This window comes from Enterobacter cloacae complex sp. SHL021, assembly GCF_049237765.1.
GTDB classification, from domain to species: Bacteria; Pseudomonadota; Gammaproteobacteria; order Enterobacterales; family Enterobacteriaceae; genus Enterobacter; species Enterobacter cloacae.
Genome location: NZ_JBMKJG010000005.1, coordinates 23,990 through 39,869, shown reverse-complemented (window position 1 = coordinate 39,869; position 15,880 = coordinate 23,990). Strand labels below are relative to the sequence as shown.

Here is a 15,880-nt window from a genome sequence, read left to right as displayed (position 1 = left end):
TCATTTTCAACGGATTTCTTTTCAGGTTTGTGATGCATATATTTCATCTTGCAAAGAACCATTTACATCGCAGGGTTATTTTTATAAGATGCATTTAAAATACACCATTAAGTTCACATCAGAAGGACGCGCTCATGCTCGACGCTCAAACCATCGCTACCGTTAAAGCCACCATTCCCCTGCTGGTGGAGACAGGCCCTAAGCTCACCGCTCATTTCTACGACCGCATGTTCGCGCACAACCCGGAGTTGAAAGAGATTTTCAACATGAGTAACCAGCGTAACGGCGATCAGCGGGAAGCGCTTTTCAATGCCATCGCGGCCTACGCCAGCAACATAGAAAATCTGCCAGCCCTGCTGCCTGCGGTGGAGAAAATCGCGCAGAAGCATACCAGTTTCCAGATCAAACCCGAGCAGTACAACATTGTGGGCGGTCACCTGCTGGCGACGCTGGACGAGATGTTCAGCCCGGGCCAGGAGGTACTGGACGCCTGGGGCAAAGCTTACGGCGTGCTGGCAAACGTCTTTATCAACCGAGAAGCGCAGATCTACAGCGAAAACGCCAGCAAGAACGGTGGCTGGGAAGGGACCCGTGCCTTCCGCATTGTTGAGAAAACGCCGCGTAGCGCGCTGATTACCAGTTTTGAGTTCGAGCCGGTGGATGGTCAACCCGTTGCCGATTATCAGCCGGGGCAGTATCTCGGCGTCTGGCTGAAGCCTGAAGGTTTCCCGCATCAGGAGATCCGCCAGTACTCCCTCACCCGTAAGCCAAACGGCAAAGGCTACCGTATTGCTGTGAAACGCGAGGACGGCGGTCAGGTTTCCAGCTGGCTGCATAACGAAGCCAGCGTGGGCGACGTGGTTCATCTGGCTGCGCCGGCGGGCGATTTCTTTATGGCCGTTGAGGCAAATACCCCGGTGACGCTGATCTCTGCGGGTGTGGGTCAAACGCCAATGCTGGCGATGCTGGACACGCTGGCGAAATCCAGCCACAGCGCGCAGGTTAACTGGTTCCACGCCGCTGAAAACGGGGATGTGCACGCCTTTGCTGATGAGGTGAAAACGCTGGGTGCTACCCTGCCGCGTTTCACCGCGCACACCTGGTATCGTCTGCCAACGGATGCCGATCGTACAGCGGCCCGCTTTGACAGCGAAGGGTTGATGGATTTACGCCAGCATGAAGGTGCGTTCAGCGCGCCGGAGATGCAATTCTACGTCTGCGGTCCGGTGGCGTTTATGCAGTATGCCGCGAAACAGCTGGTTGAGCTGGGCGTCAATAAAGACAACATCCATTACGAATGTTTTGGTCCACATAAAGTGCTGTAATACAAAAAGCCCCTCGTTCGAGGGGCTTTTTTTGCCGGATGGCGGCTGCGCCTGACCCGGTCTGCAAAACCGCTGGCAATGTTAAATCGCAGCGTCGTCTTCTTCGCCGGTACGGATACGGATGACGCGCGCCACGTCAAAGACGAAGATTTTACCGTCGCCAATTTTACCCGTTTGCGCCGTACGAATAATGGTATCCACACAGGTATCGACAATATCGTCGCTTACCACGATTTCAATTTTCACTTTCGGCAGAAAGTCCACCATGTACTCTGCACCACGGTAAAGCTCGGTGTGGCCCTTCTGACGACCAAAACCTTTCACTTCGGTCACGGTCATACCGGTGATGCCCACTTCCGCCAGTGCTTCACGTACATCATCCAGTTTGAAAGGTTTAATAATCGCATCAATCTTTTTCATGGTGGGTCCTTAAACTCTTGCCTGTAAGCCGCGTCGTAATCGATTGCTCACAGTATCATATTCATTCGAAGTTTGCGGTACTACTCTTTAAAATCGTTGGCTTCCAGCTCATGGCGTGACAGCAGCTTATAGAACTCGGTGCGGTTGCGTCCGGCCATGCGTGCCGCGTGGGTCACGTTACCTTTGGTGATCTGCAACAGCTTACGCAGATAGTTTAGCTCGAACTGGTTACGCGCTTCGGCAAACGTCGGCAGTGCCGTGTTCTCGCCTTCCAGCGCCTGCTCCACCAGCGCGTCACTGATGACAGGTGACGACGTCAGCGCCACGCACTGCTCTATCACGTTGACCAGCTGGCGCACGTTTCCCGGCCAGCTTGCGGCCATCAGCCGCTTCATCGCATCGGTGGAAAACGCCCGCACAAACGGTTTGTGGCGATCCGCAGACTGGCGCAGCAGGTGATTCGCCAGCAAAGGGATATCTTCCGCACGCTCGGCCAGCGCCGGAATTTTCAGGTTCACGACGTTCAGGCGGTAGTAGAGATCTTCACGAAACTCATTGCGCGCCATCACCTTTGGTAAATCACGGTGCGTGGCGGAGATGATGCGCACGTTAATGTCGATATCGCGGTTGCTGCCCAACGGGCGCACTTTTCGCTCCTGCAGCACGCGCAGTAATTTGACCTGCAGCGGCGCAGGCATGTCGCCAATCTCGTCCAGGAAAAGCGTACCGCCTTCCGCCGCCTGGAATAGGCCTTCCCGACTGCTGACTGCACCGGTGAACGCACCGCGGGCGTGGCCGAACAGTTCAGATTCGAGCAGTTGTTCAGGCAGTGCGCCGCAGTTAATGGCAATAAAGGCGTTTTTGCTGCGCGGGCTGGCATTATGGATGGCCTGTGCCAGGATCTCTTTCCCGGTGCCACTCTGCCCGTTAATCAGGACGCTGACGTCAGACTGCGCCACCATCCTGGCCTGTTCCAGCAGACGCAGCATGATGGGGCTACGCGTGACAATCGGCTCCCGCCACGCCTCATCGCTCGACGGGGCAGCATGTTCCAGCGCACTGTCGATGGCCTTATACAGCGCGTCTTTGTCCACCGGCTTGGTCAGGAAGCTGAATACCCCCTGCTGTGTCGCCGCGACGGCATCCGGGATCGAGCCATGCGCCGTCAGGATAATCACCGGCATGCCCGGCTGCTGCTTCTGGATCTCCGCGAACAGTTGCAGGCCATCCATTTCATCCATCCGCAGGTCGCTTATCACCAGGTCAATTTTCTCCCGGGCGAGAATTTTGAGCCCCTCCAGCCCGCTTTCAGCCGTCACGACGCTGTAGCCTTCACTGACCAGACGCATTCCCAACAGCTTGAGTAAACCGGGATCGTCATCCACCAGCAGGAGATGGGCAGGTTTACGGCTCGTCATGCTTCACATCCTCTTGTTTCGGTGTATCGCTGTCCGGTGCAGCAGATGAACTCCCAGGCTGATATTTACGCGACGAGAGCTGTCTTTCGATATCGGTCAGGTTCTCCAGCTTACGCGTCGTGGTATCCAGTTGCGTACGCAAATGTTGTTGCTGTTGACGCAGGGTATCCAGCTCGCTGTCGGTTGACTGTTGCAGCTTGCTGTAACGGGAGCGCTCTTCAGACAGCTGAAGTTGTAATGTCTGCCCATCGCGCCAGAGCTGGTAAACAGGGCGTACCTGAGCGGGAAGATATGCCACAAAGGTGTCGAGCCGCGTGACGTTCGTGCGTCGTTCGACAGGGGTAATTTTGGCATCCCCAAGCAATATTCCGCGCTTGAAGGCGTCCTGCCAGGTATCGTCGTCCAGCATCGCCGCTTTTGAGCGGGCTTCAACCGGAGCCAGACGCTGCGCGCAGTCTATTCCGCGTAGCCAGAACAGAGGATTGGTTTCGACGTCATGCCCCGACAGGTTCCAGATGTCGTCGCAGCGGGTTGAGAGAAAATCTGCCAGCTGATTCTCTGGCCATTTATCTTCCTGTTTATCGCTAATGGCACTTTTTGGCACATGGGAAACACACCCCGCCAGCAATAAACAAGGCAGACTCAGGCGCAACGTTTTACGGGAAAACACCGCGCGTATGGCGCGGAAAAAGACGTGTGACATACTCACCAGACATAGCTTCATTTTATTGGTTTTTCCGGCTCAGGGGCAGTTCGATACGGAAGCAAACATCGGAACGTTCATCCGTGACAATGTTTAGCTCCCCCTGCATGCGTCGTATACAGTCCCGGGCGATACTTAACCCCAGACCGCTTCCTTTAACCGCACCTTTTCGCTGATGACTTCCCTGGAAGAAGGGTTCAAATATCATCTCTCTTTCGTCATCGGGGATCGGGGTGCCGGTGTTGGCGACATCAATAAAGACCCGTGAACCATTCGTATAGCTTCGGATATAAATGTTACCGGATTCAGTACCATAGTGCACCGCATTGGAATAAAGATTATCCAGAACGCTCATCAATAACATCGGTTCAGCCAGGCAGGTTGGCTCATTCAGCGTCACCCCGGTATGCATCATTTTAGCTCTTGCAGGCAAGCTGTGGGCAGAGATCACCATATCCACCAGCGGCTCAATCTCGACATTTTCAAGGACGACCTCTCCATCCGCCAGCTTGCGGTTATAATCGAGCAGTTGCTCAATTAATTTCTGCAGATTGCGGCTGCTGGCGTCGAGGATCTCAACAATCTCTTTCTGCTCCACCGTCATCGGCCCCGCCACTTCGTCTGCCAGCAATTCCGTGCCTTCGCGCATGCTGGCCAGCGGCGTTTTAAGCTCGTGGGAAATATGACGTAAAAACTGGTGACGCTGGGATTCCAGCCACGACAGGCGCTCCGAAAGCCAGATAATCCGCTGCCCCACGGAACGCAACTCGCGCGGGCCTTTAAAGGCCACCGTATCGCCCAGTGATTTCCCCTCCCCCAGACGATTGATCATCCGCTGGATGCCCTTCACCGGGCCGATGATCATTCGGGTAAAAAGTAACACCAGCGCGAGGCTGACCAGGAACAGCACCAGCGCCTGCCAGCCAAAGAACTGACCGCGTTCGGCAATCTCCTGCTGCAGTTGCTGACCGCGAGAGAAAATCACCGCACGGGTAGACTGCACCATCTCAGCATTGGCATTGGCAAAGGCTTCAAGGCGAGCGGCTGCGGCGGCATCAGGGCCACTGTTCTTACACTGCAACTGGGCCAGATCGTTCAAATCCTGACGTAATGCCTGGTAGAGCTTATCGTCCGGCAACACGCCGGCATGCGCATCCAGCATCTCGCTATAGCGTTTACGCTGATTCTGGTAGACCTTTTCCAGCGTGCGATCGTCAAGCACGCAATACTGACGATAGCTACGCTCCATCTCCAGCGCGGCGTTGGTCATCGCCTCACTGCGTCTGGCGTCAATGAGCGTCGTGCGGTTAGTTAGTGCCGCCTGGGCACTGAGCGCGTTCAGGCTTTGCCACGCCTGCCAGGCCAGAATCAGTAAAGGCAGCAGGATCAGCAAAAAGGCCATCATTACGAGTTGACGCAGGGAACGGGGGAAAACGGGCCAGCGTTTCAACGCATTACTCTCTTTGAATGGGTTTGAGGAGAGCGTAACTGAGTCTGCCCTTCAGATACAACAAAGCCGGGTAAAAACCCGGCTTTGTCATGGAATGAGGCGGTGCCTAACTCGACGTTTCGCCCTGTCCTGATAAAGCAACGCTATGATCAGTAGTTGGACGGCAGGCACCTTTTTGTGCGTCATTCGAAGTTTATGTAGCACGTCCCGAAGGGGCTGACATAAGAAGGTGAATGAGCCACTGATTAATATTATGCAATAGATGTGCCAGAATGCAAATAAATATATTATCGCATTGATATTTATATAATTTATGGGTTTCCACCGTTAATTGCTCGCTGAATGATTTCCAGGCTAAGTGTCGCTAATCAGCAACACCTTAACGGGAACCGCCCCTGCAATATATAAATCAATGAGTTAAATGTCTCCTTTTGGAGACAGTGGTATTACGGGTCTGTCGCGAAATTGCGACACACATAAAAAAGCCCGGTAGTGCTTTCGCGTACCGGGCTTTAAAGAGCAATACCGATTAACCCAACTGTTTACGTGCGTTGCGGAAGATACGCATCCACGGGCTGTCCTCGCCCCAGTTTTCCGGGTGCCAGGAGTTGCTCACGGTGCGGAACACACGCTCAGGGTGTGGCATCATGATGGTCGCACGGCCGCTTTCGCTGGTGACCGCCGTGATCCCGTTCACCGAGCCGTTCGGGTTAGCCGGATAGGTTTCCGTCACCTTGCCGAAGTTATCAACAAAGCGCAGCGCCACCAGGCCTTTGCTCTCAAGCTGAGCCAGATGGGCGGCATCACGCACTTCTACCTGACCTTCACCGTGAGAAACGGCGATTGGCATCTGCGACCCTACCATTCCCTGCAGCAGCAGAGACGGGCTCTGAGTCACTTCGACCAGGCTGAAACGTGCTTCAAAGCGGTCGGACTGGTTACGCACAAAGCGTGGCCACGCTTCACTGCCCGGGATCAGCTCGCGCAGGTTAGACATCATCTGGCAGCCGTTACACACACCAAGCGCCAGGGTTTGCGGACGATGGAAGAAGCTTTCGAACTCATCGCGCACGCGGCTGTTGAAGAGAATGGACTTCGCCCAGCCTTCACCGGCACCCAGCACGTCACCGTAGGAGAAACCGCCGCACGCCACCAGCGCATGGAAATCCTCCAGACCGGTGCGACCTGCCAGCAGGTCACTCATATGAACGTCGATGGCATCAAAGCCCGCACGGTGGAAGGCCGCGGCCATCTCAACGTGGGAGTTGACGCCCTGCTCACGCAGCACGGCGACTTTCGGACGCGCGCCGGTCGCAATGTACGGTGCAGCGATGTCTTCGTTGATGTCGAAGGAGAGCTTCACGTTCAGGCCAGGATCGTTGTCGTTGGCCTTGGCGTTGTGTTCCTGATCGGCACAGTCCGGGTTATCACGCAGGCGCTGCATCTGCCAGGTGGTTTCCGCCCACCACATACGCAGCGTGGTGCGGCTTTCGCTGAACACCGCATGGCCATCCGCTTCAATGACGAAACGGTCACCCTGAACGGCTTTACCCAGGTAATGTACGCAGTCTGCCAGGCCGTGCTGAGCCAGCAGAGCTTCAACCGCGTCACGATCGGCCGCGCGCACCTGAATCACCGCGCCGAGTTCTTCGTTAAACAGTGCCGCCAGACGATCTTCTCCAAGCGTCGCGATGTTCGCTTCAACACCGCAATGTCCGGTGAAGGCCATCTCCGCCAGGGTCACCAGCAGGCCGCCGTCGGAACGGTCGTGGTAGGCCAGCAGTTTACGCTGCGCCACCAGCGCCTGAATGGCGTCGTAGAAGCCTTTTAACTGGGCCACATCACGCACGTCCGCCGGTTTATCACCCAGCTGACGGTAAACCTGTGCCAGCGCGGTGGCACCCAGCGCGTTGTGACCTTTACCCAGGTCAATCAGCAGCAGGGCGTTGTCTTCGGTCGAGAGCTGTGGAGTCACGGTATGGCGCACGTCTTCCACACGGGCAAACGCGGAGATGATCAGCGACAGCGGCGAAGTCATTTCGCGCTGCTCGTTGCCTTCCTGCCAGCGGGTTTTCATCGACATGGAGTCTTTACCCACTGGAATGGTCAGGCCGAGCGCAGGACAGAGCTCTTCACCCACCGCTTTCACAGCTTCATACAGGCCCGCGTCTTCGCCCGGGTGACCGGCAGCGGCCATCCAGTTCGCGGACAGTTTGATACGTTTGATATCGCCAATCTGGGTCGCGGCGATGTTGGTCAGTGCTTCACCGACGGCCAGACGAGCAGAGGCCGCGAAGTCCAGCAGCGCTACCGGGGTACGTTCGCCCAGCGCCATCGCTTCACCGTAGTAGCTGTCGAGGCTCGCAGTGGTCACGGCGCAGTTCGCCACCGGGATCTGCCATGGCCCCACCATCTGATCGCGCGAGACCATACCGGTCACGGTACGGTCGCCGATGGTGACCAGGAAGGTTTTCTCCGCCACCGCAGGCAGGTGCAATACGCGATTCACCGCGTCTGCTACGGTAATGCCCTGACGATCCAGCGCGTTGCCCGCCGCTTTGCGAGTCTGCACGTCGCGGGTCATCTTCGGCGTTTTGCCGAGCAGCACGTCCAGCGGCAGGTCGATTGGCTGGTTGTCGAAATGGGTATCGCTCAGGGTCAGGTGTTTCTCTTCGGTCGCTTCACCGATTACCGCGTACGGCGCGCGCTCGCGGCGACACAGCTCGTCAAACAGCGGCAGCTGATCGGCTGCGACGGCCAGCACATAACGCTCCTGAGATTCGTTACACCAGATCTCCAGCGGGCTCATGCCCGGCTCATCGCTCAGAATGTCGCGCAGGTTGAAACGGCCACCGCGATCACCGTCACTCACCAGCTCCGGCATGGCGTTGGACAGGCCGCCCGCGCCAACGTCGTGAATAAAGAGGATTGGGTTTGCATCACCCAGCTGCCAGCAGCGGTCGATCACTTCCTGGCAACGACGCTCCATTTCCGGGTTGTCACGCTGAACGGAGGCAAAGTCGAGATCGGCGTCAGACTGACCGGATGTCATTGAAGAGGCCGCACCGCCGCCCAGGCCGATGTTCATCGCCGGGCCACCGAGGACGATCAGCTTCGCACCGACGACGATCTCACCTTTCTGCACGTGATCGGCGCGAATGTTACCGATCCCGCCCGCCAGCATGATCGGTTTGTGGTAGCCGCGCAGCTCTTCGCCGTTGTGGCTGTCCACTTTCTCTTCATAGGTACGGAAGTAACCGTTCAGCGCCGGACGACCAAATTCGTTGTTGAATGCCGCGCCGCCCAGTGGACCTTCGGTCATGATGTCCAGCGCGGTCACGATGCGCTCTGGCTTGCCGAAATCTTCTTCCCACGGCTGTTCAAAGCCCGGGATACGCAGGTTGGAAACAGAGAAACCGACCAGGCCCGCTTTTGGTTTCGCTCCACGGCCCGTCGCCCCTTCGTCACGGATTTCACCGCCGGAACCGGTTGCCGCACCCGGCCACGGAGAGATCGCCGTTGGGTGGTTGTGAGTTTCTACCTTCATCAGGATATGTGCCGGCTCCTGATGGAAGTCATAGCGCCCCGCTTCGCGATCGGCGAAGAAGCGGCCCACCTCGGAACCTTCCATCACCGCGGCGTTGTCTTTATAGGCAGACAGCACGTGGTCAGGGGTTTTCTCCATGGTGTTTTTGATCATTTTGAACAGCGACTTCGGCTGCTGTTCACCGTCAATAATCCAGTCGGCGTTGAAAATCTTGTGGCGGCAGTGCTCAGAGTTAGCCTGCGCGAACATATAGAGTTCGATGTCGTTTGGATTGCGGTTCAGCTTAACGAACGCATCCTGCAGGTAGTCAATCTCGTCTTCTGCCAGTGCCAGGCCGAGACGCAGGTTAGCGTCAATCAGCGCCTGACGGCCCTGCCCCAGCAAATCCACGCTCTGTACTGGCGCAGGCTGATGGTGGGAGAAAAGTTTCTGCGCATCATCCAGAGAAGCAAATACGCTCTCCATCATGCGGTCATGCAGCTCTGCGGCCACCGCCTGCCACTGGGCGTCGCTCAGGGTGGAAGCTTCAACGTAATACGCCACGCCGCGTTCCAGACGGTTAATCTGGTTCAGACCACAGTTGTGAGCGATGTCAGTCGCTTTGGAAGACCAGGGGGAGATGGTGCCTGGACGAGGCGTCGCAAGGATCAGTTTACCGGTTGGGGTATGGCTGCTCAGACTTGGGCCATACTTGAGCAGGCGTTCCAGCTGTACGCGCTCCTCTGCATTCAGGGGGGCATTCAGGTCAGCAAAATGGACATACTCAGCGTAAATATTGCTTACCGGAAGGTCGGCTGCCTGAAAACGTGCCAGCAGTTTGTTAATACGGAAGGCAGACAGTGCAGGCGAACCACGCAGAATTTCCATCATAAGTCTCTCGTCTTCGAAGCGCCGGGGCGCTTACAGTGTGCGCAAGGGGGGAAAACGGGCGTCATTATAGAGAATCCTGAGCGTCGACGAAACCGTTTGCGTCGAAATAAAATCGACAGCGTCGTTTAACAATAGATGTGACCTCTCTCTCTAATTTGTTGCCAAGTGGCGTAACTTTACGCAAAATGCCGCTCAATCAATGGCAAACCTTATTTTTAACATGGCTACAGCATACTAAGGCAACCGGCGTCGCAGAGAATTAACTAATTGAAAAAATTAAAGATTAATTATCTGCTCATCGGCATTGTAACGTTGCTGTTGGCAGTGGCCCTCTGGCCTTCCATCCCCTGGTTCGGCAAAGCCGAAAACCGTATCGCCGCCATTCAGGAGCGGGGGGAGTTGCGTGTCAGCACGCTTAACTCTCCGCTGATTTACAGCGACATCAACGGCAAAACCATCGGTCTGGACTATGAGCTGGCTCAGCAGTTTGCCGATTACCTCGGCGTGAAGCTCAAAATCACCGTGCGCCAGAACATCAGCCAGTTGTTTGATGACCTGGATAACAACGATGCCGATATCCTCGCCGCCGGGCTGGTGTACAACAGCGAGCGCAGCAAGAATTACCAGCCGGGCCCGACCTATTACTCCGTTTCACAGCAGCTGGTCTATCGCGTCGGTAGCCTGCGCCCGCGTACGCTGGCCTCGATCAACGCTCAACAACTGACGATTGCCCCTGGCCATGTGGTGATTGACGATCTGCGTGAGCTGAAGGAGAAGAAATACCCTGACCTGAGCTGGACCGTTGACCCTAAACTCGGCACGACCGAGCTGCTGGACCAGGTCAAAGATCAGAAACTGCCTTACACCATCGCCGACTCCGTGGCGATCAGCCTGTTCCAGCGCGTGCATCCTGAAATCGCCGTGGCGCTGGACGTGACGGACGAACAGCCCGTGACCTGGTTTACTCATCTTGATGACGATCAGACCCTCTCTGCGGCCATGCTCGATTTTTATAACACCATTAATGAAGACGGCACCCTGGCACGCCTGGAAGAGAAGTACCTCGGCCATGGTGATGACTTTGACTACGTTGACACCCGCAGCTTCCTGCGCGCGGTAGACAGCGTCCTGCCTGACCTGCAGCCTCTGTTCGAAAAATATGCGCAGGAGATTGACTGGAAACTACTGGCGGCTATCTCGTATCAGGAGTCCCACTGGGACACCCAGGCCACCTCCCCCACCGGCGTGCGCGGCCTGATGATGCTGACGAAAAATACCGCACAGAGCCTCGGGCTGACCGACCGTACCGATGCGGAACAGAGCATCAGCGGCGGCGCGCGCTACCTGCAGGATATGATGGCCAAAGTCCCCGAGACGGTGCCGGAAGAGGAGCGTATCTGGTTCGCGCTGGCCGCCTACAACATGGGCTATGCCCACATGCTCGACGCCCGGGCCCTGACGGCAAAAACAAAAGGCAACCCCGACAGCTGGTCTGACGTAAAACAGCGTCTGCCGCTCCTGAGCCAGAAGCCGTGGTACAACAAGCTCACCTACGGCTATGCGCGCGGGCATGAGGCTTATGCCTACGTGGAAAATATTCGTAAATATCAGATTAGCCTGGTGGGGTATCTGCTGGAGAAGGAAAAAGAGGCGACAGAGGCGAAACAGCTGGCGCAAAGCTATCCGGTTGTGGCACCGGACGAAATTAATCGCCCGACGACTTCAATTCTGCCTTTTGTTGCTTTTTCTGCTGACGGCGCATTCGAAAGAAATCACTTAATAGCCCCGAACACTCTGGTGCAAGCACCCCACCGATAGTCTTCACCTGATGGTTCATTCCCGGGTGTCCAAGCACGTCCATCAGCGAGCCCGCAGCACCGGTTTTTTCATCCCGCGCGCCAAAGACCAGCGTACCGATACGGCTGTGCACCATCGCGCCGGAACACATGACGCATGGCTCAAGCGTGACGTACAGCGTGGTGTCGAGCAGACGGTAGTTTTGCAGTACCAGCCCACCCTGACGAAGCGCCATGATTTCTGCGTGAGCGGTAGGATCGTGGCGACCAATCGGGCGGTTCCACCCTTCTCCAATCACCTGGTTGTTATGGACAAGCACCGCACCCACGGGCACTTCTCCCTCGTCCCAGGCGCGCCGGGCAAGGGTGAGCGCATGGCGCATCCAGTATTCGTGTGAGAATTCAGGGTTGGACAATGGTTGATACTCCAGTCGAAAAGCGGGCGGCATTATACACACCCGCTATGGATAAAACTATTCGAGTTGCTGAAGTTCACCCGCAGGCGTGACGCGCCAGCGGTGCTGGCAAAAATAGAGCAGCGGGTTGTCCTGCTTACTGTCACTGTAACCGCTGTACAGGCGCAGCGGCGTGCCAATGCGCATCTCCAGCTGGGCCACCTTTTCATGCCCCAGACAGCGCATGCTCAATACCCGCCCGCCGTAACCACGAGAGATCTGCGTGGCGATCAGGTTCACTCTCGGCAACCACGGCGTATCAAAATAGACCTGCTCTACCAGCGACTGCGGCGAGCCAGTAATCAACCAGATATCGGCGTCGTTCGCATCGAGGTAGCTGGTCAGCCGTGCCTGCACAACCGGAAACGCCGTCACATGATCGCGAAACCAATGCGCAAAGTCTTGCTCAAGCTGTTTGAGCCGGGCTTCACTGTGGCCAAAGGTACAGCCCCAGAGCAGCAGGCTCATTGGCCAGCGCGCTGCCCGGCCTTTCACCAGCAGCGCAAGGCCAATCACGGGTAACAAAGGTAAGACGAGCAGTGCGTTCAGGGGCTGACGCCGCAGCAGGTAGCGCATAAACGTACCGAACATATCCTGCTGATGCAGCGTTCCATCCAGGTCGAAAAAGACAACACGACGCTCGTGATTAGCCAAACCTTACTCCTCTGGGTCGTTGAATCCTGCCAGCCAGGTAAACAGGAACCCGGCGATCACCGCTACCAGATAGCCTAACAGATAGAGCATGACTTTTCCGGTCACGATGGTGAGCGCCAGCGGTAAACCGGAGAGTCCAAAGGTGATAACAGTGGCAACTTTCCAGTAGCTGATAAGCGCCCCGCCCACCGCCCCGCCCAGACAGGCCGCGAGGAAAGGCTTACCGAGCGGCAGCGTGACACCGAAAATCAGCGGCTCGCCAATGCCCAGCAATCCGACCGGTAGCGCCCCTTTAATCACTTTTTTCAGGCGCGCGTTACGGGTTTTCATCAGCACGGCAATCGCCGCACCAACCTGACCTACCCCCGCCATCGACAGAATGGGCAGCAGCGCGTTATAACCATGAGCCTGCACCAGCTCCACGTGGATCGGCACCAGCCCCTGATGCAGGCCGGTCAGCACCAGCGGCAGGAAGGTCCCTGACAGCACAGCGCCCACTAATAACCCGCCGCGATCGATAGCCAGAGAAGCGCCGTGGGCAATCACCTCAGAAATCCAGCCGCCCAGCGGCTGCAGGGCCACAATCGCCACACAGCCGGTGATAAGCGTGGTCAGCAGCGGATTGAGGATCAGCTCAATGGAACCGGGCAGAGCGGCGCGCAGCTTTTTCTCAATCCAGCACATCAGGATGACCACCAGCAGCACCGCAATCACCCCGCCGCGCCCGGGCTGGAGAGCCTCGCCAAACAGGGTTATCTGCGCAAGCTGCGGGCTGGAGAGAATACCGGCCATCACCCCGCCCATCGCCATTGAGCCGCCAAACACTTTGGCGGTGTTAACCCCAACCAGAATGTTCATGATGGCGAAGACAGCGCTACCAAAGATCCCCAGAATGCCGAGCAGGTTCGGATAGTGCGTGGCAAAATCGCCGACAATATCCGGCCGCTTGAGGATATTGATGATCCCGGTGATCAACCCGGAGGCAATAAACGCCGGAATAAGTGGAATAAAGACGTTTGCCAGCTGTCGCAGCGCATCGCTCATGGGGGCTTTGTATTTGGCCTTCGCCTGCGCTTTGGTGCGCTCGGCATCGTCAACCGGCGCGGCCGCCCCTCCGCCCATCAATGCGCGCATGGCATCAACGACCTGCGCCGCTTTTCCCGGCCCGACGATCAGCTGATGCTGCTGCCCCTGCTTTACGTACCCGCTGACGCCAGGAAGCTGCTTAAGGTGCGCGATATCAAGCTGGTCGTCGTCATGCACCTCGACGCGCACACGCGTCATGCAGTTTTCCAGACGCTGAATGTTCTTCTCTCCGCCGATCCCCTGCAAAATATGGCTGGCGAGCGCTGCTGTTTTTTCCATACACGCCTCTGTGTTAGTTTTCTAATGCCGCCCGTAAGAATCCATTATGCTCGGCAAGCCTGGCTCGCGCGGCGGCGGCATCCAGCCCGCTCAGGATCATCAGAATGGCCGGTTTAACATCGTGATCGGTTTGTTGGAGTACGGCTTCCGCCTCTTCGCGGCTCGCACCGGTCGCTTCCATCACCATGCGACAGGCCCGGTCCACCAGCTTGACGTTGGTGGCCTGCATATCCACCATCAGGTTCTGATACACCTTGCCGAACTTCACCATCGCGCCGGTGGAGATCATATTGAGCACCAGTTTTTGCGCGGTCCCGGATTTAAGGCGCGTGGAGCCGGTGAGCGCTTCGGGCCCGACGACCGGCGAAATAGCGATGTGGGCCACCTGCGCAATGGGCGAGCCTGGATTACAGGAGATAGCCACGGTAGTGCAGCCCGTCTGATTGGCATATTCCAGGCCACCAATGACGTAAGGTGTGCGCCCGGAAGCGGCCAGCCCGACCACCAGATCGTTTGCGTTGAGGTTAAGCCCTTTCAGGTCATCTTCACCGAGCTGTTTGTTGTCTTCCGCCCCTTCTACCGCCTTCAGCAGTGCGCCAGGCCCACCGGCAATGAGACCGACCACCAGCCCGTGCGGAACGCCGAACGTAGGCGGACATTCAGAGGCATCCAGCACGCCGAGTCGTCCGCTGGTTCCGGCACCCATATAAATAATGCGGCCCCCCGCCATGAGCGCCTGTGCCGCAGCATCGACGGCCTTCGCCACCTCTGGTAATGTCTCTTTCACTGCCAGTGCGACCAGCGTATCCTGTTGATTAAAACGGTTAACCAGCTCAAGGGTGGAAAGAGCATCCAGATCCATGGTTTGCGGGTTACGCGTTTCTGATACAAGTGAGCCAAGATTCATCTTTTTTACCTCTGGAATTTTTAATTCATAATAATCGCACTATAATGGAATATAAAATTCATTCAGGCGAGCAAAATTCGTATTTGCGCAGACAATCACATTTTCGCCAGGAGAACGTATGAACTGTTTAATTCGCATTCGCCAGCGTTATGCAGGCTTTGCTCAAAGCGACAAAAAGCTGGCGGATTTTTTGCTTTCTCAGCCCGACCATGCCCGCCATCTCAGCTCTCAGCAGCTGGCAAGTGAAGCGGGTGTGAGCCAGTCCAGCGTGGTGAAGTTTGCCCAGAAGATTGGCTTTAAGGGCTTCCCGGCCCTGAAACTGGCAATCAGCGAAGCCCTGGTGAGTAACCCCAATCCGCAATCCATGCCGGTGCATAATCAGATCCGTGGCGATGATCCCATGCGTCTGGTGGGCGAGAAGTTAATCAAAGAGAACGTCGCGGCCATGCACGCCACTCTTGATGTAAACACTGAAGAAAAATTACTGGAAAGCGTGGCAATGCTGCGTGCGGCACGACGGATCATTTTGACCGGTATCGGCGCGTCCGGGCTGGTGGCGCGTAATTTTGGCTGGAAGCTGACGAAAATCGGGTATAACGCCATCGTCGAACAGGATATGCATGCCCTGCTGGCGACAGTGCAGGCCATGGATCCTGACGATCTGCTGCTGGCGATCTCCTATACCGGGGAACGCCGTGAAATCAACATGGCCACCGACGAGGCCCTGCGTGTGGGTGGTAAAATTCTGGCTATTACCGGTTTTACGCCCAATGCACTGCAACAGCGGGCAACGCGCTGTTTGTATACCATTGCCGAGGAGCAGGCCACGCGCAGCGCGGCTATTTCGTCCACCAGCGCGCAAATGATGCTGACGGATCTGCTGTTTATGGCGCTGGTGCAGCAGGATCTGGAGCATGCGCCTGAGCGAATTCGTCACAGCGAAGAGCTGGTAAAAAAACTGGTTTGAACA

The 15,880-nt window shown here is 56.6% G+C and carries 12 protein-coding genes; 3 read left to right on the top strand and 9 right to left on the bottom strand.

Annotated features, from left to right (window positions below; genetic code table 11):
- Positions 1 to 134: 134 nt before the first annotated feature.
- On the top strand, positions 135 to 1,325 hold the full coding sequence (hmpA, locus tag ACOTZF_RS06215; protein ID WP_020690045.1) for an NO-inducible flavohemoprotein: 1,191 nt from the start codon (positions 135 to 137) through the stop codon (positions 1,323 to 1,325).
- A gap of 81 nt (positions 1,326 to 1,406) precedes the next feature.
- Here the strand turns inward: hmpA and glnB are convergent, their stop codons facing one another.
- From glnB to purL, 5 genes are all read right to left on the bottom strand, one after another.
- Entirely contained in the window at positions 1,407 to 1,745 is a 339-nt protein-coding gene (glnB, locus tag ACOTZF_RS06210; RefSeq protein WP_003860685.1) for a nitrogen regulatory protein P-II, read from the bottom strand.
- An 80-nt stretch (positions 1,746 to 1,825) separates the two neighbouring features.
- Positions 1,826 to 3,163, bottom strand: a complete 1,338-nt coding sequence (glrR, locus tag ACOTZF_RS06205; protein ID WP_013098304.1) for a two-component system response regulator GlrR — start codon at positions 3,161 to 3,163, stop codon at positions 1,826 to 1,828.
- Positions 3,150 to 3,887 carry a two-component system QseEF-associated lipoprotein QseG gene (qseG, locus tag ACOTZF_RS06200; RefSeq protein WP_061771661.1) on the bottom strand — a complete coding sequence of 246 codons (738 nt, stop codon included), beginning with the start codon at positions 3,885 to 3,887 and terminating at the stop codon, positions 3,150 to 3,152. The genes glrR and qseG overlap by 14 nt, the downstream gene beginning before the upstream one ends.
- A 1-nt stretch (position 3,888) precedes the next feature.
- Entirely contained in the window at positions 3,889 to 5,316 is a 1,428-nt protein-coding gene (qseE, locus tag ACOTZF_RS06195; RefSeq protein ID WP_421636056.1) for a two component system sensor histidine kinase QseE/GlrK, read from the bottom strand.
- Between the two features lie 529 nt (positions 5,317 to 5,845).
- Positions 5,846 to 9,733, bottom strand: coding sequence for a phosphoribosylformylglycinamidine synthase (purL, locus tag ACOTZF_RS06190; protein WP_129251977.1), 3,888 nt, complete (start codon positions 9,731 to 9,733; stop codon positions 5,846 to 5,848).
- A gap of 267 nt (positions 9,734 to 10,000) precedes the next feature.
- Here purL and mltF point away from each other — a divergent pair, with 267 nt between their 5' ends.
- Positions 10,001 to 11,551, top strand: coding sequence for a membrane-bound lytic murein transglycosylase MltF (gene mltF, locus ACOTZF_RS06185; protein ID WP_013098308.1), 1,551 nt, complete (start codon positions 10,001 to 10,003; stop codon positions 11,549 to 11,551).
- Here the strand turns inward: mltF and tadA are convergent.
- The 4 genes from tadA to murQ are packed head-to-tail and all read right to left on the bottom strand — an operon-like array spanning position 11,439 to position 14,910.
- Entirely contained in the window at positions 11,439 to 11,978 is a 540-nt protein-coding gene (gene tadA / locus ACOTZF_RS06180) for a tRNA adenosine(34) deaminase TadA (RefSeq protein WP_038420406.1), read from the bottom strand. The two genes, mltF and tadA, sit on opposite strands and share 113 nt — an antisense overlap.
- Before the next feature lie 24 nt (positions 11,979 to 12,002).
- Entirely contained in the window at positions 12,003 to 12,638 is a 636-nt protein-coding gene (gene yfhb / locus ACOTZF_RS06175; protein ID WP_038420407.1) for a phosphatidylglycerophosphatase C, read from the bottom strand.
- Positions 12,639 to 12,641: 3 nt separating this feature from the next.
- Positions 12,642 to 14,003: a PTS transporter subunit EIIC gene (locus ACOTZF_RS06170; protein WP_023620110.1), complete on the bottom strand. Its 1,362-nt coding sequence runs from the start codon at positions 14,001 to 14,003 to the stop codon at positions 12,642 to 12,644.
- A 13-nt stretch (positions 14,004 to 14,016) separates the two neighbouring features.
- Entirely contained in the window at positions 14,017 to 14,910 is an 894-nt protein-coding gene (gene murQ, locus ACOTZF_RS06165) for an N-acetylmuramic acid 6-phosphate etherase (RefSeq protein WP_057071611.1), read from the bottom strand.
- Between the two features lie 118 nt (positions 14,911 to 15,028).
- Here murQ and ACOTZF_RS06160 point away from each other — a divergent pair, with 118 nt between their 5' ends.
- Positions 15,029 to 15,877: a MurR/RpiR family transcriptional regulator gene (locus tag ACOTZF_RS06160; RefSeq protein WP_013098313.1), complete on the top strand. Its 849-nt coding sequence runs from the start codon at positions 15,029 to 15,031 to the stop codon at positions 15,875 to 15,877.
- The last annotated feature ends 3 nt before the right edge of the window (positions 15,878 to 15,880 follow it).

Excerpts from the sequence above, each read along its gene's own strand:
- hmpA (WP_020690045.1), top strand. The coding sequence starts at position 135 with ATGCTCGACGCTCAAACCATCGCTACCGTTAAAGCCACCATTCCCCTG.
- glnB (WP_003860685.1), bottom strand. The coding sequence starts at position 1,745 with ATGAAAAAGATTGATGCGATTATTAAACCTTTCAAACTGGATGATGTA.
- ACOTZF_RS06170 (WP_023620110.1), bottom strand. The coding sequence starts at position 14,003 with ATGGAAAAAACAGCAGCGCTCGCCAGCCATATTTTGCAGGGGATCGGC.
- ACOTZF_RS06160 (WP_013098313.1), top strand. The coding sequence starts at position 15,029 with ATGAACTGTTTAATTCGCATTCGCCAGCGTTATGCAGGCTTTGCTCAA.
- tadA (WP_038420406.1), bottom strand. The coding sequence starts at position 11,978 with ATGCCGCCCGCTTTTCGACTGGAGTATCAACCATTGTCCAACCCTGAA.
- glrR (WP_013098304.1), bottom strand. The coding sequence starts at position 3,163 with ATGACGAGCCGTAAACCTGCCCATCTCCTGCTGGTGGATGACGATCCC.
- murQ (WP_057071611.1), bottom strand. The coding sequence starts at position 14,910 with ATGAATCTTGGCTCACTTGTATCAGAAACGCGTAACCCGCAAACCATG.
- qseG (WP_061771661.1), bottom strand. The coding sequence starts at position 3,887 with ATGAAGCTATGTCTGGTGAGTATGTCACACGTCTTTTTCCGCGCCATA.
- purL (WP_129251977.1), bottom strand. The coding sequence starts at position 9,733 with ATGATGGAAATTCTGCGTGGTTCGCCTGCACTGTCTGCCTTCCGTATT.